The organism is Dehalococcoidales bacterium (assembly GCA_041656115.1).
Classification (GTDB): Bacteria; Chloroflexota; Dehalococcoidia; order Dehalococcoidales; family UBA5627; genus UBA5627.
In genome coordinates this window covers 1-20,257 of sequence record JBBAED010000012.1, presented here as the reverse complement: position 1 = coordinate 20,257, position 20,257 = coordinate 1, and the positions used below count along the sequence as shown (strand labels likewise).

General features: G+C 43.9%; 26 protein-coding genes, 1 tRNA gene and 1 rRNA gene. 13 read left to right on the top strand and 15 right to left on the bottom strand.

The genetic code is table 11. The features are described from left to right. Positions 1 to 547: 547 nt before the first annotated feature. A complete protein-coding gene (locus WC958_06025; protein ID MFA5629780.1) occupies positions 548 to 1,735 on the bottom strand; it encodes an aminotransferase class I/II-fold pyridoxal phosphate-dependent enzyme in 1,188 nt (395 codons plus the stop codon). 30 nt (positions 1,736 to 1,765) lie between these two features. Beyond that, a complete protein-coding gene (locus WC958_06020; GenBank protein ID MFA5629779.1) occupies positions 1,766 to 2,248 on the bottom strand; it encodes an Lrp/AsnC family transcriptional regulator in 483 nt (160 codons plus the stop codon). 210 nt (positions 2,249 to 2,458) lie between these two features. Between WC958_06020 and WC958_06015 the strand changes: the two genes are divergently transcribed. From WC958_06015 to rpmE, 5 genes are read left to right on the top strand one after another with little or no spacing between them, the layout of a single operon-like run. Further along, complete coding sequence (locus tag WC958_06015; GenBank protein ID MFA5629778.1) at positions 2,459 to 3,049, top strand: MarC family protein; 591 nt, start codon at positions 2,459 to 2,461, stop codon at positions 3,047 to 3,049. 41 nt (positions 3,050 to 3,090) lie between these two features. Next, the gene (coaE, locus tag WC958_06010) at positions 3,091 to 3,696 is read left to right on the top strand and encodes a dephospho-CoA kinase (GenBank protein ID MFA5629777.1); all 606 of its coding nucleotides are present in this window, start codon (positions 3,091 to 3,093) and stop codon (positions 3,694 to 3,696) included. A gap of 40 nt (positions 3,697 to 3,736) precedes the next feature. Continuing rightward, entirely contained in the window at positions 3,737 to 4,069 is a 333-nt protein-coding gene (gene rplU / locus WC958_06005) for a 50S ribosomal protein L21 (protein ID MFA5629776.1), read from the top strand. Further along, positions 4,059 to 4,313, top strand: a complete 255-nt coding sequence (rpmA, locus tag WC958_06000) for a 50S ribosomal protein L27 (GenBank protein ID MFA5629775.1) — start codon at positions 4,059 to 4,061, stop codon at positions 4,311 to 4,313. The genes rplU and rpmA overlap by 11 nt, the downstream gene beginning before the upstream one ends. A gap of 6 nt (positions 4,314 to 4,319) precedes the next feature. Beyond that, complete coding sequence (rpmE, locus tag WC958_05995) at positions 4,320 to 4,523, top strand: 50S ribosomal protein L31 (GenBank protein MFA5629774.1); 204 nt, start codon at positions 4,320 to 4,322, stop codon at positions 4,521 to 4,523. Positions 4,524 to 4,605: 82 nt separating this feature from the next. On the opposite strand, the gene hisI is transcribed toward rpmE, so the two are convergent. From hisI to WC958_05980, 3 genes are all read right to left on the bottom strand, one after another. Next, complete coding sequence (hisI, locus tag WC958_05990) at positions 4,606 to 4,929, bottom strand: phosphoribosyl-AMP cyclohydrolase (GenBank protein MFA5629773.1); 324 nt, start codon at positions 4,927 to 4,929, stop codon at positions 4,606 to 4,608. A gap of 74 nt (positions 4,930 to 5,003) precedes the next feature. Further along, on the bottom strand, positions 5,004 to 5,744 hold the full coding sequence (gene hisA, locus WC958_05985; GenBank protein ID MFA5629772.1) for a 1-(5-phosphoribosyl)-5-[(5-phosphoribosylamino)methylideneamino]imidazole-4-carboxamide isomerase: 741 nt from the start codon (positions 5,742 to 5,744) through the stop codon (positions 5,004 to 5,006). A 182-nt stretch (positions 5,745 to 5,926) separates the two neighbouring features. Beyond that, positions 5,927 to 6,322, bottom strand: a complete 396-nt coding sequence (locus WC958_05980) for an NfeD family protein (protein ID MFA5629771.1) — start codon at positions 6,320 to 6,322, stop codon at positions 5,927 to 5,929. 164 nt (positions 6,323 to 6,486) lie between these two features. Here WC958_05980 and WC958_05975 point away from each other — a divergent pair, with 164 nt between their 5' ends. Both WC958_05975 and WC958_05970 read left to right on the top strand, forming a co-directional pair. After that, positions 6,487 to 6,726, top strand: coding sequence for a hypothetical protein (locus WC958_05975; GenBank protein ID MFA5629770.1), 240 nt, complete (start codon positions 6,487 to 6,489; stop codon positions 6,724 to 6,726). A 138-nt stretch (positions 6,727 to 6,864) separates the two neighbouring features. Next, a complete protein-coding gene (locus tag WC958_05970) occupies positions 6,865 to 7,779 on the top strand; it encodes a restriction endonuclease (GenBank protein MFA5629769.1) in 915 nt (304 codons plus the stop codon). Here the strand turns inward: WC958_05970 and WC958_05965 are convergent. Beyond that, the gene (locus tag WC958_05965) at positions 7,769 to 8,482 is read right to left on the bottom strand and encodes a pseudouridine synthase (protein MFA5629768.1); all 714 of its coding nucleotides are present in this window, start codon (positions 8,480 to 8,482) and stop codon (positions 7,769 to 7,771) included. The genes WC958_05970 and WC958_05965 overlap by 11 nt on opposite strands. Positions 8,483 to 8,631: 149 nt before the next feature. Here WC958_05965 and WC958_05960 point away from each other — a divergent pair, with 149 nt between their 5' ends. Together WC958_05960 and WC958_05955 are read left to right on the top strand one after the other, a co-directional pair. After that, positions 8,632 to 9,285: a peroxiredoxin gene (locus tag WC958_05960; GenBank protein MFA5629767.1), complete on the top strand. Its 654-nt coding sequence runs from the start codon at positions 8,632 to 8,634 to the stop codon at positions 9,283 to 9,285. A 23-nt stretch (positions 9,286 to 9,308) separates the two neighbouring features. Then, a complete protein-coding gene (locus WC958_05955) occupies positions 9,309 to 9,533 on the top strand; it encodes a hypothetical protein (GenBank protein MFA5629766.1) in 225 nt (74 codons plus the stop codon). A 181-nt stretch (positions 9,534 to 9,714) separates the two neighbouring features. On the opposite strand, the gene WC958_05950 is transcribed toward WC958_05955, so the two are convergent. Together WC958_05950 and WC958_05945 are read right to left on the bottom strand one after the other, a co-directional pair. Beyond that, positions 9,715 to 10,281 (bottom strand): twin-arginine translocation signal domain-containing protein, encoded by a 567-nt coding sequence (locus WC958_05950; protein MFA5629765.1) that lies wholly within the window; start codon positions 10,279 to 10,281, stop codon positions 9,715 to 9,717. Positions 10,282 to 10,508: 227 nt separating this feature from the next. After that, positions 10,509 to 10,769, bottom strand: a complete 261-nt coding sequence (locus WC958_05945) for a SemiSWEET family transporter (protein ID MFA5629764.1) — start codon at positions 10,767 to 10,769, stop codon at positions 10,509 to 10,511. Positions 10,770 to 10,987: 218 nt separating this feature from the next. Between WC958_05945 and WC958_05940 the strand changes: the two genes are divergently transcribed. Further along, positions 10,988 to 11,749 (top strand): SIMPL domain-containing protein, encoded by a 762-nt coding sequence (locus WC958_05940; GenBank protein MFA5629763.1) that lies wholly within the window; start codon positions 10,988 to 10,990, stop codon positions 11,747 to 11,749. A gap of 79 nt (positions 11,750 to 11,828) precedes the next feature. On the opposite strand, the gene WC958_05935 is transcribed toward WC958_05940, so the two are convergent. Then, positions 11,829 to 12,215, bottom strand: coding sequence for a methylglyoxal synthase (locus WC958_05935; GenBank protein ID MFA5629762.1), 387 nt, complete (start codon positions 12,213 to 12,215; stop codon positions 11,829 to 11,831). A 543-nt stretch (positions 12,216 to 12,758) separates the two neighbouring features. Between WC958_05935 and WC958_05930 the strand changes: the two genes are divergently transcribed. The 3 genes from WC958_05930 (at position 12,759) to WC958_05920 (ending at position 16,110) form a co-directional block, all read left to right on the top strand. Further along, positions 12,759 to 13,613, top strand: a complete 855-nt coding sequence (locus WC958_05930; protein MFA5629761.1) for a DegV family protein — start codon at positions 12,759 to 12,761, stop codon at positions 13,611 to 13,613. Between the two features lie 174 nt (positions 13,614 to 13,787). Beyond that, a complete protein-coding gene (locus tag WC958_05925) occupies positions 13,788 to 14,543 on the top strand; it encodes a hypothetical protein (protein MFA5629760.1) in 756 nt (251 codons plus the stop codon). Between the two features lie 100 nt (positions 14,544 to 14,643). Continuing rightward, entirely contained in the window at positions 14,644 to 16,110 is a 1,467-nt protein-coding gene (locus WC958_05920; GenBank protein MFA5629759.1) for a bifunctional UDP-sugar hydrolase/5'-nucleotidase, read from the top strand. Between the two features lie 73 nt (positions 16,111 to 16,183). Here WC958_05920 and WC958_05915 read toward each other — a convergent pair whose 3' ends face one another. The 6 genes from WC958_05915 to WC958_05890 all read right to left on the bottom strand — a co-directional run. Further along, positions 16,184 to 17,029 (bottom strand): zinc ribbon domain-containing protein, encoded by an 846-nt coding sequence (locus tag WC958_05915; protein MFA5629758.1) that lies wholly within the window; start codon positions 17,027 to 17,029, stop codon positions 16,184 to 16,186. Between the two features lie 167 nt (positions 17,030 to 17,196). After that, positions 17,197 to 17,637: a hypothetical protein gene (locus WC958_05910; GenBank protein MFA5629757.1), complete on the bottom strand. Its 441-nt coding sequence runs from the start codon at positions 17,635 to 17,637 to the stop codon at positions 17,197 to 17,199. Between the two features lie 3 nt (positions 17,638 to 17,640). After that, positions 17,641 to 18,939, bottom strand: coding sequence for a phenylacetate--CoA ligase (locus WC958_05905; GenBank protein MFA5629756.1), 1,299 nt, complete (start codon positions 18,937 to 18,939; stop codon positions 17,641 to 17,643). Positions 18,940 to 19,524: 585 nt separating this feature from the next. Next, a tRNA-Ile gene (locus WC958_05900) sits at positions 19,525 to 19,601 on the bottom strand. A 219-nt stretch (positions 19,602 to 19,820) separates the two neighbouring features. Then, positions 19,821 to 20,084: a hypothetical protein gene (locus WC958_05895; protein ID MFA5629755.1), complete on the bottom strand. Its 264-nt coding sequence runs from the start codon at positions 20,082 to 20,084 to the stop codon at positions 19,821 to 19,823. 113 nt (positions 20,085 to 20,197) lie between these two features. Beyond that, positions 20,198 to 20,257, bottom strand: a 16S ribosomal RNA gene (locus tag WC958_05890); the annotation flags it as partial.

The following is a 20,257-nucleotide window of genomic DNA, read 5'->3' as shown; positions in this document are numbered from 1 at the left end:
GAATCAAAAAAGAGACAATGCCCCATCGTAAAACCCGCTACCGAACGGTACACTATCCGCCAACCCCCAGATTCTTCGCCAAGCTCAGAATGACAAGTTAATAAACGTCTTTGCGAGGAGTGAGCGTTAGCGAGCGACGTGGCAATCTCATTTTGTCATCCTGAACGCAGTGAAGGATCTAAGAGGATAAGAAATGCAGGCTATGAGGTACCCTCAGAATCAAAAAAGAGACAATGCCCCATCGTAAAACCCGCTACCGAACGGTACACTATCCGCCAACCCCCAGATTCTTCGCCAAGCTCAGAATGACAAGTTAATAAACGTCTTTGCGAGGAGTGAGCGTCAGCGAACGACGTGGCAATCTTTTACGATTATATGAGATTGCTTCGCTATGCTCGCAAAGACAAGGTAGAGAGCTCCAACCGTTCGTGGTGAGCTTGTCGAACCATAACGGCTTGAATAGTAATCCCGTGTTTTTCCTCGTTCGTTAAACCCTTCGACAGGCTCAGGGCGAACGAGATTCTAAAACAATCAAAGAGATTAACAGCTAAACCCTGTGCCGCTCCAAAAACCGTTTCATTCTAACCAGAGCTTCTTCAATTTCCTTAAGTGAAGTAGCGTAACAACAGCGTACATACCCTTCACCGCACTCACCGAACGCCGTCCCCGGCACAACCGCTACTTTTTCTTCCATCAGTAATTTTTCGGCAAAGTCTTTGGAATCCATTCCGCTGCTTTTGATATTCGGGAAAGCATAAAAAGCGCCTTTCGGTTCGAAGCAAGGAAGCCCGATTTTACGCAATCCGTTAACCATTACCAATCTGCGGCGGTTATAATCTTCCACCATCTCGGCAACATCGGGTTCACCGGCTCTTAGGGCTTCCAAGGCGGCTACCTGGGCCATAGTGGAAGCGCACATTATGGTGTATTGGTGTATTTTCCCCATTGCCGCAATAATCGGTTTACAAGAGGCGGCGTATCCGACACGCCACCCCGTCATAGAAAAGGACTTGGAGAAGCCGTTTAGCACAATCGTGCGCTCCTGCATCCCCGGTAACGTTGCGATACAAGTCTGCTCAAAACCGTAGACCAACTGTGAATATATTTCATCGGCAATTACTAAAATGTCGTGTTTACGGGCAACTTCAGCAATCTGTTCCAACTTCTCATACGGCATAACCGCACCCGTCGGGTTGGAGGGATAACCTAATAAAATCGCCTTTGTTTTAGGGGTTATGCGCGCTTCAATATCGGAAGCGGTAACTTCAAAATTGTTTTCTTCGTGTGTCGGGATAAAAACATTAACACCCCCCGCCAAATGAACACAAGCCGGGTATGAAACATAACTGGGGTCCGGCATAATCACTTCATCGCCGGGGTTAAGGATTGCCCTCATAACAAGGTCTAAAGCCTCGCTAACCCCTACCGTAACCAGTAGTTCCGATTTCCAATCGTAATCAAGCCCGTAGCGACCTTTTAGATAATGCGACAGTTCTTGGCGTAACTCCGGCATACCGGCATTGGAAGTGTACATTGTAAGCCCTTTTTCGACCGATTTAATGGCCGCCTCACGGATATGCCAAGGGGTCGGATAATCCGGCTCGCCGATTCCCAGTGAAATCACGTCTTCCATCGAACTCAGAAGGTCAAAAAATTTACGTATTCCCGAAGGGGCGATTGATTTAACCCTGTCTGCAATCAAATTGCTGCTTTTATCATCAAAACCGTTGTCCATGATCTATCCTGCCACTATAAAGTATTTTTACTAAAGGATCATTGGTTCTCTTTTTACTTCTTCGCCGCCGTTTAACAAAACCCCGTCTTCTTTGTACCTGTTCATAATAAAATGGGTAGCGGCTGAACGTACGCCCTCAATCGGCGACAACTGTTGCCCCACAAAATTGGCTATCTCGTGCATTGTTTTGCCTTTAACCATTACCGCTAAATCATAACTGCCGGACATTAAATATACGCTGATAGCTTGCGGCAATTGATAAATTTTTTCGGCGATGGCGTCGTAGCCGGTATCTCTTTGCGGGGAAACCTGAACCTCAATTAACGCCCAAACTTGTTCGTTGTCAATCTTATCCCAATTGATAAGCGTCTTGTATTTTAGGATTTGCCCTTCTTCTTCTGCCTTAGCGATTGTGGAGGTAACTTCCTCAACGGAAGCCCCTAACATAGTGGCAATCTGCTCGGGAGAAATTCGTGAATCTTCCTCCAATATCTTTAAAATCTTTTTCAGCATAGCCTCGCTCCTTAGGTAAAAGTAACGTTAGGCATATTATAGCAGAGTTTCAATAATATTTTATACGGGGTTAAATCTATGGGCAAACGTAGAAATTTTAAAAATCCGAGAGCAAAATTAAAGAGACCGTAAAAATTACCGCTAAATCAAAAAAACGAATATATGGTATAATTTTTATATCATTTCGCATTTTTACAGAGGACTCACTTAATGGCTGAATTCTGGCACAACTTTGTTTTGACTTTTGTCCCGCTTTTTATTGTTATAGACGCTCTGGGGACACTCCCGATTCTAATCAGTTTCGGCGAGGAAATGACTTTAAGAGAACGGCGCAAAATGATTAATACCGCCACCATAACCGCAATTGCGGTTGGGTTGGCATTCCTCTTTTTCGGCCAATTTATTCTTACCGTAATGGGAATTTCGGTCGGCGCGTTTGCAATTGCCGGCGGGTTAATATTGCTGGTTCTTTCAATAAAACTGATTATTACCGGGCAAATGGTGGATATCGAAAAAGGGGAAATGGTTGCAATTGTGCCAATCGGTACGCCCCTAACGGCAGGGCCGGCAACCATTGCAACGCTGCTGCTTTTGGCAATGCAATTCCCTCTTTATATTGTGCTTTTATCCTTTGCCGTTAATATGTTTATTGCCTGGATTATTTTCATGGCGGGTAATAAGTTAAGCCACTTTTTGGGTAAAGGCGGGCTTAGCGCCATTTCGAAGGTATTTAGCTTACTTTTGGCGGCAATCGCCGTCAGCATGATTATAAGCGGAATCCAGATGCTGGGCTTTATGTAAAGCCAGCCTGTTTTGAGGGTTGAATTTTAAAGGTTTAAGTTATGAAAGTTATCGGATTAACCGGCGGTATCGGAAGCGGTAAAAGCACGGTTGCCGCTTTTTTAAAGGAACTGGGGGCTATCGTTTTGGATGCCGACCAAATCGGGCATGACGTGCTTGAAAACGACGGTGAGGTACATGCGGAAGTAGTATCGCTCTTTGGGGCTCAAGTGCTTAACGCAAAAAGCCGTATAGACCGTAAAAAACTTGCCGACATTGTTTTTAAAGATGCTACCCTAACCGCAAAACTGAATATGCTTGTTCACCCCGTTATTTACAAAAACATAGAGGCGATTTTAGAAGATTACCGCCAAAAGGGTGTTCAAACAGCGGTAATCGAAGCGCCCCTGCTTATCGAAGCCGGCTGGAGAGAGAGGGTTAACGAAATCTGGGTCACCGTTGCCCCGAAAGACGTGGTAATGGCACGGCTGGGAAAAAGGGGGATGACGGAGGACAGTATTTTAGAACGAATGCAGCTGCAAATGCCCTCGGAAGAGAAACAAAGGGCGGCCGATGTTGTTATTGATACCGATATACCGCTTATTGATTTAAAGAAAACAGTAACCGATTTGTGGAACAAAACTACAGTTGACACCAATCGTTGCTAACTGATAGAATGAAGTGTTTTATTGAGGGAGGTTTACCAAAATTTACGCTATAATTGAAACCGGCGGAAAACAGTATAAAGTAGCTCCCGGTCAGAGCATTAAAGTTGCTCGTATGACCGCTGCCGAAGGCGATACTGTCGAGCTGGATAAAGTATTGATGATTGCCGGAGAGCAACAAATTGTAGGCAAGCCCACGATTGAGGGAGCGAAAGTGGTTGCCAAAGTAAAAAGTCAGGGCAAAGATAAAAAAATCATTGTCTTTAAGTACAAGAACAAGACAAGAAGCAGCAAGAAAACAGGCCATCGCCAAATGTATACCGAGCTGTCTATTGGTGAGATTGTTCAACCGGAGGGTGTTTTAAATGGCTCATAAAAAAGGCGGCGGTTCTACACGCAACGGTCGCGATAGCAAACCTAAGATGCTGGGCGTTAAAAGATTTGCCGATGAAAAGGTAAATGCCGGCACCATTTTAGTAAGACAAAGGGGAACCCGCATCAAACCTGGCAATAACGTCGGAGTTGGCAGGGATCACACCCTTTTCGCTTTAATAGACGGTGTCGTTAAATACGAACCGGCAACCGATAAAAGAAGGAAGGTCAGTGTTTACACTGGTTAAATAATTATGAAGGAAAAAATTCACCCTACTTATTATTCAGATGCAACGGTTAGATGTTCCTGCGGGAATGAATTTGAACTTGGCTCAACCAAAAAAGAAATGAAAGTTGAGCTTTGCAGCAAGTGCCACCCGTTCTTTACCGGCGAACGCAGAATTATCGATACCGCCGGCCGTGTTGAACGCTTCAATCAGCGTTACAACAGAAAATAAAGCAAAGCAAAAAAGGTATAATGAAAGAGGCAGATTAAATAATCTGCCTCTTTTTTGTTTCCGTTTTATTTTTAATCAAAAACTAAAAATCTGTTTCGATTTTTGTAAAAAAGCAAGTTCGCTCGCCCGTGTGACATACCGGCCCCAAGGGTTTAGCCTTTACGAGAACGGTGTCGTTATCGCAGTCTAACCACATTTCTTTAACCAATAATTTGTTACCGGAAGTAGCGCCCTTGTTCCAGAGCTCTTGGCGGCTGCGGCTGTAAAACCAAGCTTCGCCTTTGGTGCGGGTCAGTTCAAAAGATTCCGGATTCATATAGCCAAGCATTAACACCTCGTTGGTATCGGCATCCTGAATAATTGCCGGAAGCAGCCCCTGCGGATCAAGTTTAAGATTGTCTGCCAAAATATTTTCTCCTTCTGTTTATAATTTCAATTACTTATTATTTGTGTTTGGCGCCGGACAGATTGAAACCGTTTTTATTTATCCAGTTCGTCCAACGCCTGTTTTAAATTGATATCTTTAGTATAAAGTGCTTTGCCAATAATCGCCCCCGAAGCCCCGATTTTTTTAAGTAATTTCAGATGCGTAATATTAGCGACCCCGCCGGAGGCGATTACAGAAGCCTTAATCGAATTAATCAGTTCAAAAAGGGCTACAAAATTAGGTTCGGTTAGCGTACCATCACGGCGGATATCGGTAAAAACAAAGCTTCTGACACCCAATTTCATCATATCGCGCGCAAATTCCACCGGCTCACGTCCGGTATCCAATTTCCACCCTCTGGTTGCCACTTTCCCGTCTCTGGCATCGATCCCAACCACAATGGATTTATTGTAACGGCGGCAGGCCTCTGCAACCATTTGAGGGTCTTCGACAGCGGACGTACCAAGGATAACGCGGTCAACACCGCATGATAACAGCTTACCGATGGAGTCCATGTCGCGGATACCACCGCCGACTTGAATCGGAATAAGGAGCGAGTTGGCAATTTCCGAAATAATGCGCAGATTTTCCAATTCACCGGAAACAGCCCCGTCAAGGTCAACAACATGCAAACGTAAAGCACCCAGCGATTGCCATTGCATTGCCATACCTACGGGGTCATCGGAAAAAACGGTTTCCATGCCGTAATCACCTTGATACAGGCGAACACATTTACCGCCGCGGATATCTATTGCCGGAATGATTTCCATCTTGCTGTCCTCTACTTTTTCCAAATACCTGAGCCTAAATTATAACATAATATTCGTATTCGGCGGAAATAATGCGCTAAATAAGGTCAACTTTTTTTGTTTATTAAAGATTAAGGGCTAATTTTTGTTAATTTGGGGTTAAAAACAGCGAAAACCACACATTTTTACAAAAAGTTTTAAGTTAAATAAAATAACAAGATTTGCTTTTATGAATTTTTCTGAGAATCGGAGCGGATAACCGTAAGTTTAATCCCGGTACAGTCGATAACCGTTATTTTCTCACCGACATCGATTTTTTCTTCGGAATTAGCCCCCCACAGTTCTCCTTGGATTTTAACCAACCCTTGGGGATTTATCTCCTGAACCACAACCCCTTGTTTACCGATAATCGCTTCGGGGTCATTAACCGGATGCTTTAACAAAGCGCGGCTGCCCGCTTGGTATAACAGCACCGACAAGACCAACCACGCAACCATTATAAGCACAACAACAGCAATATGAATATTAATGTTATAACGCGGTAAAACAAGCAAGCAAACCGCTAAAATGGCTGCTTCTTCGGCAAATATGCTTATTATTGCCCATATTAACCGCATTTTCATTATATCTGATTATAGCATACGAAATTCTAAGCGACCGTACCGCGCACTCCGAGCCAAAAAATAAAAAAGACATTGATTTTCGAACAGCCACGGCAGGCGTTGGACATTTTGGCGTTCTTTAGCTAATATAAATACGTTAAAGTATATATTTAAAGAGGGACTAAATGAGGGTATCAGAATATCTTTTCAGCGAGTATAAGGATTTAACCACCAAATATGTTGCCGCCAGCCAAAAATTGAGAGAGTTATTGCCGAGATTTACCGCCTTAAACCAGAGCGGAGAGTTGCCGAGTGCCACTTCCAGCAAGAATCTACTCCAAGAACTTGGCAAAATCGAAGATGATTTGGAAGATGCGGCTTATAAGGTGCGCTGTATCAGGCACACTTTAATCGGCTTGCTGTAATCTATACTGTTCTTTGGGCATCAATTCCGTACCCCGTCTGACAAAGATGGGGTATTTTTATTTGACATCGTTATGCTTAAGGTGTAGATTATGCTCAAGATAGACAAACCCAAAGCTAAACAATCGTAGGAAGGCTAAATGGCAATTCCGGGTTTTCAAAACATAATGCTCCCATTGTTGCAGCATGTGAAAAACGGAGAAGAGTATTCCCTCCGTAGTGTTGTTGATAGCTTGGCAACTTATTTCAAGCTTACGCCCGAAGAAGAAAAACAATTACTACTAAGCGGAACACAGCCGTTATTTTATAATCGTGTGGGCTGGGCTCGTACTTATCTGTATAAAGCAGGTTTATTAAAATCCGAAAGACGTGGCTATTTTTCAATTACCAACGAAGGACTTGAGTTATTAAAGCTTAACCCACCCCAAATTGATGCTCAACTTCTGGGAAATTATCCCGAGTTTACTCGTTTCATATCCACCACGAAGCTAAAAACCACCAAACAAAAAGATGATATGCAATGCGATAACCAATCACAAACACCGGAAGAAACACTGGAAAATGCCTACCAAAACCTAAATAAAGAGCTGGCCGATGAGGTTTTGAACCAAATAAAAACCGGACTGCCAAGCTTATTTGAGCAAATAGTGATTGATCTACTGGTCAAAATGGGCTATGGAGGCAACAGAAAAGACGCTGGGGAAGCTATCGGCAAACCAAGAGATGAAGGTATTGACGGTATTATAAAAGAGGATAAACTTGGACTTGATACCATCTACATCCAAGCCAAAAGATGGGATAATACCAAAATCGGGAGATCTGAAATCCAAAAGTTTGCGGGCGCTTTACAGGGTCAGAAAGCGCGAAAAGGCATTTTCATAACAACTTCGTCCTTTTCAAAGGAAGCACAAGAATATGTCTCGCGCATAGATACCAAAATAGTGCTAATCGATGGCGAGCGGTTAGCTGAACTGATGATAGAAAATAATGTAGGGGTGAATGTATTAGCAAACTATGAAGTAAAAAAGATAGATTACGATTACTTCACAAGCTAACCAGCGCTTCCATTTCGTCTTCCCTTAATTCCCTAACCTTGCCCACCGCCAGAGTGCCCAGCTCCAAACTGCCCATCCGAATCCGCTTTAACGCCTTAACGGAATAACCCATCGCTTCAAACATACGCCGTACCTGATGTTTCCTGCCCTCGTGAATTGTAATGCTGTAATCCCCGCCTTTAAGCGGCCTTATTACTGACGGATAGGTCATCCCGTCCTCCAGCATAATCCCCTTTTCAAGACGGCGGATTTCTGCTATCCTCATCGGGGCGTTAGTGGTAACGGCATACTCTTTCTCATTTTCAAAGCGCGGGTGCGTTAAACGATTTGCCAGTTCTCCGTTGTTGGTTAAAAGTATGAGGCCCGTACTGTCTTTATCTAACCGGCCAACCGGATACAGGCGATACCCTCTAAATTCTTTGGGCAGTAAATCCAGAACCGTCCGCCGCCCCAGTTCATCACTGGCGGTACTAACAACTCCGGCCGGCTTGTGGAGCATTATGTAAATCATTTTCTGTAATTGCGCCGATATTGGTTTTCCGTCAACAAAAATCTTATCTTTCTCGACGTTAACCTCATAATTAAAGCCGGTAATTACCACTCCGTTTACGGTGACTCTCCCGACTTTGATTGCTTCTGACATTTTGCGGCGCGAGCCGATCCCCGCGCCGGTAAGAACTTTTAATAAAGGTTGTGTTTCCATGTGTTTATTATAACCTGTATTTAGTATAAGTAGCTAATATGACAAGAAAATATTAAAAAACCGCAAAAATGTGACTAAAGTTATTGACGCATGCCGCTTTTGAATGTAGAATGTTAGGTATAACTAAATATTATTATAGGAGGGATACAATGGAAGAATGTAAGGACACCTCGATCAGCTTACCGAGGTTAGGAGACAAGGCTCCCGATTTTAATACTGAAACGACACATGGGAACCTTACACTGGATGATTTCAAGGGCAGTTGGATTATTTTGTTCTCACATCCGGCGGACTTTACGCCCGTCTGCACCACCGAATTTATTGCCTTTGCCGAAATTTATCCTGACCTGCAAAAGCGCGGGGTAGAACTTTTAGGGCTTAGCGTTGACAGTTTATCGTCTCACATCGCATGGGCCAGAAATGTCGAAGAGAAAACCGGAGTTAAAATCCCGTTCCCAATTATTGCCGACCTTAGCAAAGAAGTTTCAACAGCTTACGGAATGGTCCACCCCGGTCAGAGCAAAACCGAAACCGTTAGATGCGTATTTATTATCGACGATAAGCATGTCATCAGAACTATTCTCTATTATCCGTTAAGCACGGGCAGAAATATGCAGGAAATTCTCAGAATTGTTGATGCTTTGCAGACCACCGACAAGAACGGTGTTGCGACCCCTGCCAACTGGAACCCCGGCGACAAGGTTATCATACCGGCGCCGAATACTCAGGAAGCAGCCGAAGAAAGAGTTAAACAGTCTGACTACGAATGTGTCGATTGGTATCTTTGCAAGAAGAATTTATAAAATAGGTTCAAAGGAGATACATTATGGCTTGTGTTAGCCCTGACGGAAAACCGACTCAAACCGGTAAAAAGGTTCTGCAAGCCCTGCGTGATAACGGGGTAAGTTCCGCAGAAAAGGTCGCCGAAACAACCGGAGTTGCTTTATTCCGCGTAAGAAGCGGTCTAAGGGATATGGTAACGGCAGACCTGGCCGAAAAGGTTGGAGAGGAATTTAAAATTACCGAAAAAGGCATTGAGCTCGCCGACTAACAAGTAGCTTAATCCGAAGATAAAAAAGCCTCGAGGTACATCATTATAAAGACATCTCGAGGCTTTTTATTACGTATTGATTGTTTTAACACAGCGCAGCCCGCTTTGAATTTTATGCCAAAAAACAAAAACCCTCCGCCATGGGAGAGTTTTTGTTAACTAATCTAAATAGTTGCAGAAACTAGGCCAAGCGCCCCATTCCTTCACCGCATTTCGGGCAAGGAATCAATCTGCAAGGAGTTCCTTTAGGGTGGGGAACCGTAACACCGCAAACGGGGCAGACACACTCTCCTAAGTATTCCACGTCGTTTACAACCTTGGTTTTGGCGGTTGTGGTCGTACATGTTTCGCCGTCTTCATTCGATACACTGCACCCTGATGCAGCCAAACCGGTTGCACCCAAAAGCGCTGCACTGCCGGCAATCAGACCGGCACCGCGAAGGAAATTTCTTCTGCTCTCATCTGCGGGAGTATTTTCTTTTCTTTCTTTTTTATCCATATCAGACACCTCTCCTTTGGTTAAAGGTTGACTACAAAGTTTATTTTTATGATAATCGGGAACAGGAACATATTTCTTGGTTCCGTCTGAAGAATCTTCCCTGTAAACCGTACAATGCTGATCCCCACAGCTTGCCCCATCCGCTGCGCATTTTTCGCCGCAACCGGCACCGCAACTCTGTCCGGAACTGCATCCGCTACACCCGGCTTCATTTTTGGAAAAAATCCCAAACTTCTCTAAAAATGACATCTTTACAACTCCTTAAGACATTTAAGTCCAAGAAAGCTACCGCCCCGCAAGATAAATTCGGAGGAGCGGTATCCCTCACCTTCTATTGTACAATATTTTTACATTTTTGTAATTCTAAAGGCGCCGGCAAACACTACCGACACCCCTATAATAATTTTAGAGTCGAAAACATCGATTGTCAATACGTTTTGTGCCCAATTTCCCAAAACTTACCCAGCAAGCCCGATTTAACTCCGATTGTATTTAATTTTGGCAAATAACATAGCAATAACCAATATTAAAGTGATTATATTCCAAATAATAACCGCCGGTAAGCTTAGTGCTATCCCGTAGAGAAGCCACAGGGAAACGCCGATTGCAAAAAAGATATTAAAAGTGAGGCTAATTTCACGTGCGCTTTTTAACCGATATAATCTAAAAACCTGCGGAACCAAAGACATGGTCGTAAAAAAACCGCCGACCAAACCCAATATTTCCTGCCACTCCAAATTTATTTCTCCTTCAAAAGAACCGATTCTTATAATAATTATATCGTTATTTGCAAACTTTTACAGCCATATCTCGGTTTTTGAAAGAAAGACTAAGACCACGATTTTTGTACCACCTCCCTTTGATTAGTAATATTTTTTAATTCCGGTGCCCTATCTCCGGAATCTTATCTGCGTTATATCTTTTGGAAAACAAAATAACTTTTGGGGAGGTTAAAATGAGTAACAAATTATTGTCTGTTGCGGGAATTACACTAGCGGCTTTGATATTTTTAACTCTGGGGGCTTTCGGGTTTGCTCTTTCTTCCGATAAAGATGCAAGCGGGATTGTAAGCCAGCAAAACGTCGGGATTTGGGTAACAGGTAACGGCGAAGTAAGCGTTATCCCCGATATTACTGTGCTGAACTTAGGAGTTTATGTTCAGATGGACTCTTTAGAGGCGGCGCAAGCACAAGCAGCGGAATCAATGGCAGCGATTATGGCTGTAACGGAAACCTATAATATCGATAAAAAGGATATTCAAACAACCAATTACAACATATCACCTGCTTGGAGCTGGGATAAAGACGGCAACAGATTCTTGTACGGTTACTGTGTTTCCAATACGATTACAGTTAAAGTAAGAAATACCGATCAGACCGGCAGTATTATCGATGCTGTTGTAGACGCCGGCGGCGAACATACCGTTATAAACGGCATTAATTTCACGGTTGATAATCCCGAAGTTTTCTATGAGGAAGCACGCTCAAACGCAATCGCAAACGCGGTCGCCAAAGCGAATCAAATCGCCGAATTAACCGGAGTGACACTGGGTAAACCAACCTATATTATGGATAACAGCAGCTATTACGGTCCGATTTACCGATACGTAGCTTATGACAGTTCGATGGGAAAAACTGAAGGGCATGCGCCGACCGACATCAGCACCGGTGAAATCAAAATAATAACCGGCATCCAGATTGTCTTTGATATCAAATAAAGAACACAATAAATGATTGGTAGCGATAAAAAGAGGGGCCAACACCTGTTTCTACCCTCTTTTTGTCCGCCGTTAAGTTCTAAAGCTCGGCTTTTTCAAAAAGCAGGTTTAAAACGGCTTCGGCGGTTGCTACGTTGGTTGCAAGCAGCGTATTGTGAACATCGCAAACGCGCATTAATGCGGAGATATCAGGCTCGTGCGGTTGTGCAAAAAGGGGATCGCGCAAGAATATGACCGCTTCAAGCTTATCTTCCGCAACCATCGCCCCCACTTGCTGGTCTCCCCCCATCGGCCCGCTTTGCAATAAAGTTACCGGCATACCGGTATTATACGTAATCAGCTGTCCGGTAGTTTTAGTGGCAACAAGATCAAACTTTGCCAATTCATCTTTGTGGCTGTTAACCAACTCCACCATAACTTCTTTTTTGGCATCATGAGCAACCATTGCAATAATACCCTTCTTCACATTTCACCTCTGTATCTTTTAGCTAATCATTGAAAATTTACTACAAAACAGGTCAACGGTCAATGTTTGCCCGACTGTTTGGGAATTACTTATCGGATATTGCGCTTGTGTTATTAAAATATTTAAGAGGATTTTACACATAATAATAACCGTATTAAAGCTGGCATAGCAATATGTTGATTTTAATATTTCGCTATGTTATAATGCCCCTGATATAAAGAGTGTTTACAGCTTTTCTTTTTTCTTTCAATTGCAGTCCTTTTAGGCAAAGCCCCTCGAAATTCGGGGGGCTTTGCTTGTATTCTCCCGTTACTCACTGTTGACAACGGAGCCCCCTTTTTATAAACTGTTATCACATCGGTAATCATATAATAAGCAGATTTAAAACCTGTCATAGTACGTTATGACGCAACCTCGTATTAACATTCCGGAAAAACGAACAAAGTGGGTTAACAAATAATGCCGTGAGTTTCCGAAACGGTCGATTGTTAAAGTATTAAAACGGAAATTAGATCTCGACTTCACATAGGGAGGCAGAATAAAATGGCAGTTAAAATTGTAACCGATAGCAGTGCGGACATACCGCCCGAACTACTTAAAGAGTTTGATATCGCCGTCGTTCCTCTGTATGTTAGGTTTGGCAATGACGTTTATAAAGACAAAGTTGATATCAGCAATAAAGAATTCTATGAAAAACTTGTTGAAGGCGAAACATTCCCGGCAACTTCTCAGCCTACCCCCTTGGATTTCAAACAGGTTTACGAGGAGCTTGCAAAAGATGCCGATGGCATCGTGTCAATCCACCTTTCATCAAAATTAAGCGGGACCATTCCGTCGGCCTTACAGGCTCGTGAATCTTTCCAAGGGTCCTGCCCTATCGAGATAGTTGATTCCCTTTCAATTACCAGCGGGCAAGGGATGGTTTGCTTGGAGGCCGCCAGAGCCGCTAAAAACGGCGCCGGTATGGAAGAAGTGGTCCGGATAGCAAAAGAGACTGTTTCCGAAATTAATTTCATGGTTCTTTTTGATTCTTTAAAATACCTTGCCAAAGGCGGGCGTATCGGCAAAGCAAAGGGTTTAATGGGGGCAGTCTTAAACATTAAACCGCTTCTAAACCTCAAAGACGGGGAAGTAGTGCCTATCGGTAAGGTACGCAGTTACTCCAAAGGCGTCGAACAACAATATGAGTTTATTAAAAAAGCAGCAGAAGGCGGCAAAATAAAGGAATTATCCATTATGTATAACACTGATCGTGATGAAGCCGATGCCCTTGCCGACCGCGTAAGCTCCATGTATCCGCGTGAGAAAATAATAATGGGCGAGATCGGACCGATTTTGGGAACCCACGGCGGACCGGACATACTTGTTGTTTGCATCCGCGGTAATTTAAACGAATAAGAGCACAATATAAAATACAAAGTAGACTGTAATAACCTCCGGTTAAAAAATCGGAGGTTATTTTTTATTAATTCCCGCCAATTCGGGATATTACCGATTTTAACGCTTAAAACTATTGCCGTAAGCTAATTTACAGGATATAATCAAAGCATCAAATCATCGGCAGGGATTGACATGAGAGCAAAAATAAGCCCCCCTAAACGAATGGCATTTATCTGGCTGGGAATAGCCTTATTCGGGGTTTTAATATTTTTCTTCCCCTGGCTAATCGGAATGGATGGTTTTGACGGCGGTTTCCCCCTTTCAATCGGCGGCGGGCTTGTTTCAATGACGGGGGTTATTGCCGCCGTTCTCTATTTTCGGCAGGCATCCTATTTAGACCGTATTTTAAAAAAAGAAAGCCGGCTTGCTCACTGGACCTATACCCCGGAAGAGTGGAAAGTCTATACGGAGAAAGAACACCAAGAGGACGCGGCAGCCAAACGCGGCCTCTTTTTTATGATTGCAATCATCGCCGTTATTGTGGGGCTAATAATGGCGGTTGCCATCGGGGAAGATTTCTTGATAATTGCACTGATTATACTGGGAATTATCGCCGTTGCCGCATTAGCCGCCTTCTTTTCCACGCTCAGCAGCTATTTAAATAATAAGAAACATTTGGGCGAGGTCTATATTGCTCTCGACGGTATTTATTTTAATAGGCAGGTGCATATCTGGAAAGGGCTCGGGAATGTTTTGGAAGATATCGCTTACGATAAAGCAGAGAATGAATCGCCCGGAATAGTTCTAACCTATTCCGCTCCGTCAAAAGACGGGCGCAATTCCTACACCGCCCGTATCCCGATTCCTCCCGGACAGGAAGAAGCAGCTAAAAAAATTGTCGCTAAAATAGCGGCCGCCCACTTGCAAACTGGGTGTAACAATTTTTAAGCCGGTTAAGCGGATTTAGCGGAAACGCTTTGAGATAGCGATAGGTTAAACAAGCTGTTTTGAATATGTTACTTGTGAAATTAGGAAGGGAGAAGCTGTAATGGGAGTAACCAAGAAATTTACAATTTTGCATTCGAACGATATGCACGGAGATTTTTTAACGGAAGTTAAAGAGGGTTCCAACAACCTGGTCGGTGGTTTGGCGCTCTTATCCGGATATGTAAATAAGGTTAGGCGCGAAGAAAAAAACGTGCTTTATGTAATCTCGGGAGATATGCTGCAAGGCTCTCTGATTGATTCGGAATACCAGGGTATCTCCACAATGGAGATTATGAATTACCTCTCCCCGGACGCCGTTTGCCTCGGTAACCATGAATTTGACTATGGCCTGCCGCAACTTCTTTTTTTGGAGAAAATGGCCAACTTCCCGATTGTTAACGCCAACCTTTATATTAGAAAATACGGGAAACGGTTAATGAAGCCCTATCTAATCCTAAGGGTGGATGGATTCGATATTATGTTTATCGGCATAATAACGGAAAAAGTGCTGGATTCTCTAAAAAAAGAACAGCTAATCGGCAGCTTTATCTCCCTTGAAGATGCCGCCAACGAAGTCGGCATCATTACCGATGCCTATAAAAACGACGACATTGACCTAACAATTCTTTTAACACATATCGGCCATGAATCCGATATCGAACTGGCCAAGATTTTAAACCCGGAATGGGGGGTGGATATTATTCTCGGCGGCCATTCACATACAATACTGGAACAGCCGGCGGTAGTGAACGATATCCTTATTGCGCAAGCCGGAGTCGGTACAAACCAGATTGGCCGCTTTGATGTTGTTGTCGATGATGATACCAACAGTGTTGTCGAATGGAAGTGGCAGTTAGTGCCCATCGAAGAGGGAATTGCCGAGCCCGATTTGAAATTAAAAGAATATATTGATAGTTTTGCCGATGCGATTGACCGTAAATACAATACCATTATCTGCAAGTTTACTGACGTTATGACCCACCCCGCACGAGAAATAGAAACCTCGCTGGGGAATCTTTTTGCCGATGCCTTGGCACATACTGCGGAATGTGATGTAATGCTTGTCGGTTCCGGCTCAATCCGCAGCAAAGAGCTTGGCCCTGCCGTTACTCTAAAAGATTACAGGTCTTGCTTCCCTTTCAAAGATTACCTGACGCGTTTTACAATTAGCGGAGCGCAGTTAAAACAGATTTTTGCTCATTTTATGCGCCCCGAAAATCGCGACGGTGAAGGGGAATGTTATCAGGTAAACGATAAAATTCGTGCCGTTTATAACGATTGTAAGCGTGAATTGTCTGTGCTGGAATTCGACGGGCAGCCGGTTAATAATAACGATAAGTATACAATCGGGCTTATCGGATACCACATTACCAATTCAAAAGCCTACCTCAATATTACAAACGAAGAATTGCTGGCTAACGGCAAATCGAGGGTGATTGCAACTTCGGTAGCCGAAGTACTTGAAGAATACCTTAAAAATCACCAGAATATCGGGAAACAGGTTGAGGGCAGGTTAACCTACCTATAAATAATCCCGACCTTGCGGCCGGGATTAAAACTTAGTTCAAATTAGGCTTGATGTTGCATTATCGGGAATTATTCTACTTAATAAGCCCCGCTTTACGCAGTGTTTCTGCAACTTGCTGTTGGTGCATATCACTTATTTCAAATTTGTATTTACCGCTCATTGTTTCAATTTCCATCGGCCGAGTCGTTTTTTCGTTGTCGTCATTTAAGCCGCCGAAGCCGCCCTTAAATCCGATATTGACCCCGCCCTTACTAAACAAGACCTTATCGGGCTTGAATTTAACTTTGCGTATTTGATTCAGATAGATAGCAAAATTAGCGGGATTTTCCTGCAAGGCCATATCCGGAGATATTTGCAAATAACGCTGCCATACATTATAACCGGCGCCCATTGATTTAAAGAACCCGCCGACTCCCTGTCCGCGATATTTAGCGGATTCCTCTTTTATCATTTCCGAAGTCAGCATAGCGCAAACCATACGGTGATTTGTAACGACAATATTAAACGTATCCGACATTATCAGGTTTTTCTTTTTTGTGGCATTCGGAATAATACCGACTACCGACTCTCCGGGAATCGGACCTGCCGGCGGTTGATACCCATAGCCGGGAACCGCCTGTTGTCCGTAATAGGGTTGCTGCGGCGGATACGGCGGAGGCTGATAGGCCGGAGGTGCCGGGGGAGGAGGAGCTGCCGCTTGCATCGGCGGAACGGGCGGCGGTTGATAAGCCGGAGGTGCAGGAGGCGGAGCCTCCTGCACCGGCATAACAGGCGGTGGGGGTTGATACGCGGCAGCGGGTGGGGTAACTTCTTCAACAATACCCTCGCTTACCACAGCGGCACCGCACCCCGCGCAAAACTTAGCGCTTGGTCCAAGCGGCTGCCCGCAATTCGTGCAAAATTTTTTTACTGTATTCATCGCAACACCTCACCGTATTATTCAAATTCAATCGTACCTAATTATTGCATATAATTTAACGAATCGCAATAGATTTCAGGTTTATTTTTGTTAAAAACACACTAAACAACGCCAAAAGCAGATAGCGGTTTTACCCGATACCTTTTCGTTTTGGGGTAACGCCTGCATTATCTGAAACTGTCAACCTCTTCCTGCCCGACTATATTAATTTCGGCTTTTTCAAGCGCGATAATACTGCCTTCCATCTCCGATGGACGGATTATAATACAGGCATCGGTGAAATTTTTCTGATAAAACGAATAACTGTATTCGATAGAGATACCGGCGTTATCCAAAGCGGCGATTACTTTTGCCAGCCCCATCGGTTTATGCGGAACACGAACGCAAACAACCTTATTGGTTTTAGCAATATATCCGGCTTGATGCAATACGCTTAGGGTATTTTCAACATCACTGCCTTTAACAATAATGCGAACTATACCAAAACCGCTGGTATCGGCAATTGTAAGTGCCAGTAGATTAACCTCGCTCTCTCCCAGCAATTCCGTCAAATTGCGCAGCGAGCCGCGGACATTCTCTAAAAAGATCGAAATCTGCGTAACAAACACTTTTTAAATCCTCCTTTTATCTATCACTCGCCTCGATTTACCTTCCGAACGCGGCAAGGAACGCGGCGGGACCAATTTCACTTCCGCCTGAAGCCCTACTACAGACTTAATCTGAAGGGCTATCAAATTCTTAAGGGATTCAATCTGGCTTATCGTATCCGAGAACATATCTTCGGTTAATTCAATTTGGACTTCCAAACTATCCGTCGAAGCTTCTCTGTCGGCAACAATCAGGTAATGCGGCGTTATTCCGCTAACCGTTTCCAAAACAGACTCTATCTGTCCCGGATATACATTGATGCCTCTGATGACAAGCATATCATCGGTACGCCCTGCCAAACGGCTCATCCTGAGTGTGGTGCGCCCGCACGAACACGGTTCTTTGTTAAGCATACAAATATCCCGTGTACGATAACGTATCATCGGCTGCCCTGTTTTTGTTATTGTAGTCATTACCAGTTCCCCGGATTCACCGTACGGCAATATTTCCCCTGTTTCGGGGTTGATTACCTCTGCAATAATATGATCTTCGTTGATATGCAACCCGTCTTTCATTTTACATTCAAAGGAAACCCCCGGGCCTGCAATTTCCGACAGGCCGTAAATATCCATCGCATCAATACCGAACAAGCTTTCAAGTTCGGTGCGCATCTTTTCAGTCCAAGGCTCACCGCCAAAACAACCGCTTTTGAGTTTTAGCTGCGATAAAATCCCCATATCGCGCGCCGCTTCTCCCAAGTAAATGGCATAGGAAGGGGTACAGCACAATATGGTTGTTCCCAGTTCCTCCATCATCATAAGCTGCCTTTGGGTGTTACCGCCGGACATCGGGATAACCATTGCCCCCAGCCTTGTTGCCGCCTGATGCAAGCCCAAACCGCCGGTAAACAGCCCGTAGCCGTAAGCAACCTGAACAATACTATCACTGTTCGCACCAAGCGCCGCCAAGGCCCGCGCCGCCATCTCGGTCCAAACTTCTATATCATTTTCGGTATAACCGGTAACAATCGGGTGACCGGAGGTTCCCGATGAACCTTGAATACGCACAATTTGTTGTTGCGGAACTGCCAAAAGCCCAAAAGGGAATCCATCGCGCAGATCATTTTTATCGGTAAACGGGAGTTTATTTAAATCATCGATACCGCGAATATCCTCCGGCTTAACTCCGTGTTTATCCATCCGCTCCCGGTAAAACGGAACGTTTGCATATTCGTACTTTACCGTAGCTTGCAACCGCTCTGATTGCAATGCTTTGCGCTCATCACTGCTCATCGACTCCATGTCGGGGTTAAGAATACTCATAAACTTACCTCGTAACACAATAATACGGCTCCGCTTTGGAAAGCGAATCCGCAAATATCAACTTTTCGACTTTTAATGGTTTGTCTAATTATAAAGTAATCAGACGATTAAAAAAAGCCTTGCAAAGATTCGGGTTTCAATCAGATGGTGGCCTTTCTGGCAATTGCAGAGCATCCGACATTCCCGGACAGGTTATTTACGTTGATTACGTCTACAACATAATGGGAATGTAGTTTTATTGTAAAAAACGAATTTGAACCTCTAAATGAATAACAGGCACAAACCTACTTTACGGCTTAACGCTAAGGGATAGGTTTATTTCGATAAACCGTAAGGGGAAAATATAAAAGAATTATTTGGGATAAAATAACAGGTTTTCAGCCTGGGAGTGTTAGATAGATGTTATGTTAAGAGTTGCTGTTACCGTAAACGGCTGTGATTATTCGGCAGACAACTATATCTTAAAATTCATAACTTTTATAACGAAACTGTTTAAATGTCTTGCATGCAAGATTAGAAAAGAATAGATAAGCATTCAAAAGGCTCAATGAGTGTGGAAAATACGGTTCTCCCTACCGTACACTATGGTGGGCCACTCTGGATTCGAACCAGAGACCCCAGTCTTATCAGGACTGTGCTCTAACCAACTGAGCTAGTGGCCCGCTTGATTGTCAGCCTGCCCTGCTCAAATATCTTAGGGGCGTTTACGATAGTTTGACTTATCGTAAACCGAGCCGGCGGCTTTTGAGTTTATTGTTAACTTTTGGCTTGCGCCCTATTCGGATGCAGGCATATTCTAACGCAAATCAGCGTTGGAAATCAAGTTCTGTTCAAGTTGTAATCAGGCTATTGAGTTAATTTCTCAAGAGATGGCGAGAAGGCTAAGCGTCTTTTTCGATTTTTTCCAAAATCCGTGCAATATCCTCTTTGATATCAACAAAAAGAGAAAGCACTTTGGATATCGCCATAAAGATCATCCCGGTAACAGCGGTTCCGATAAGACCAAGCAAAAGGAAGCCGATTTTGGCAACCGCCGTAGCCGCCCCGACTGCAATTGCGATTGAAACAGCAACCCCAATTACAACAATAGCCCAGGCAAGTATCCACAAGCTCTGAGCTATTATTCTAAGCGTTTGATATTTCATTTTTCAATAAAAAACCTTAACAACTGGATAGCGAAAGGAAGGAGAATGACTTTGAATAATCAAAGTTCCGACCTAGGAGTCTTAGACGTTCGGATCTAAGTCAATCTCCCTAGAAAGGAGGTGATCCAGCCGCAGCTTCCGCTACGGCTACCTTGTTACGACTTCGTCCCAAT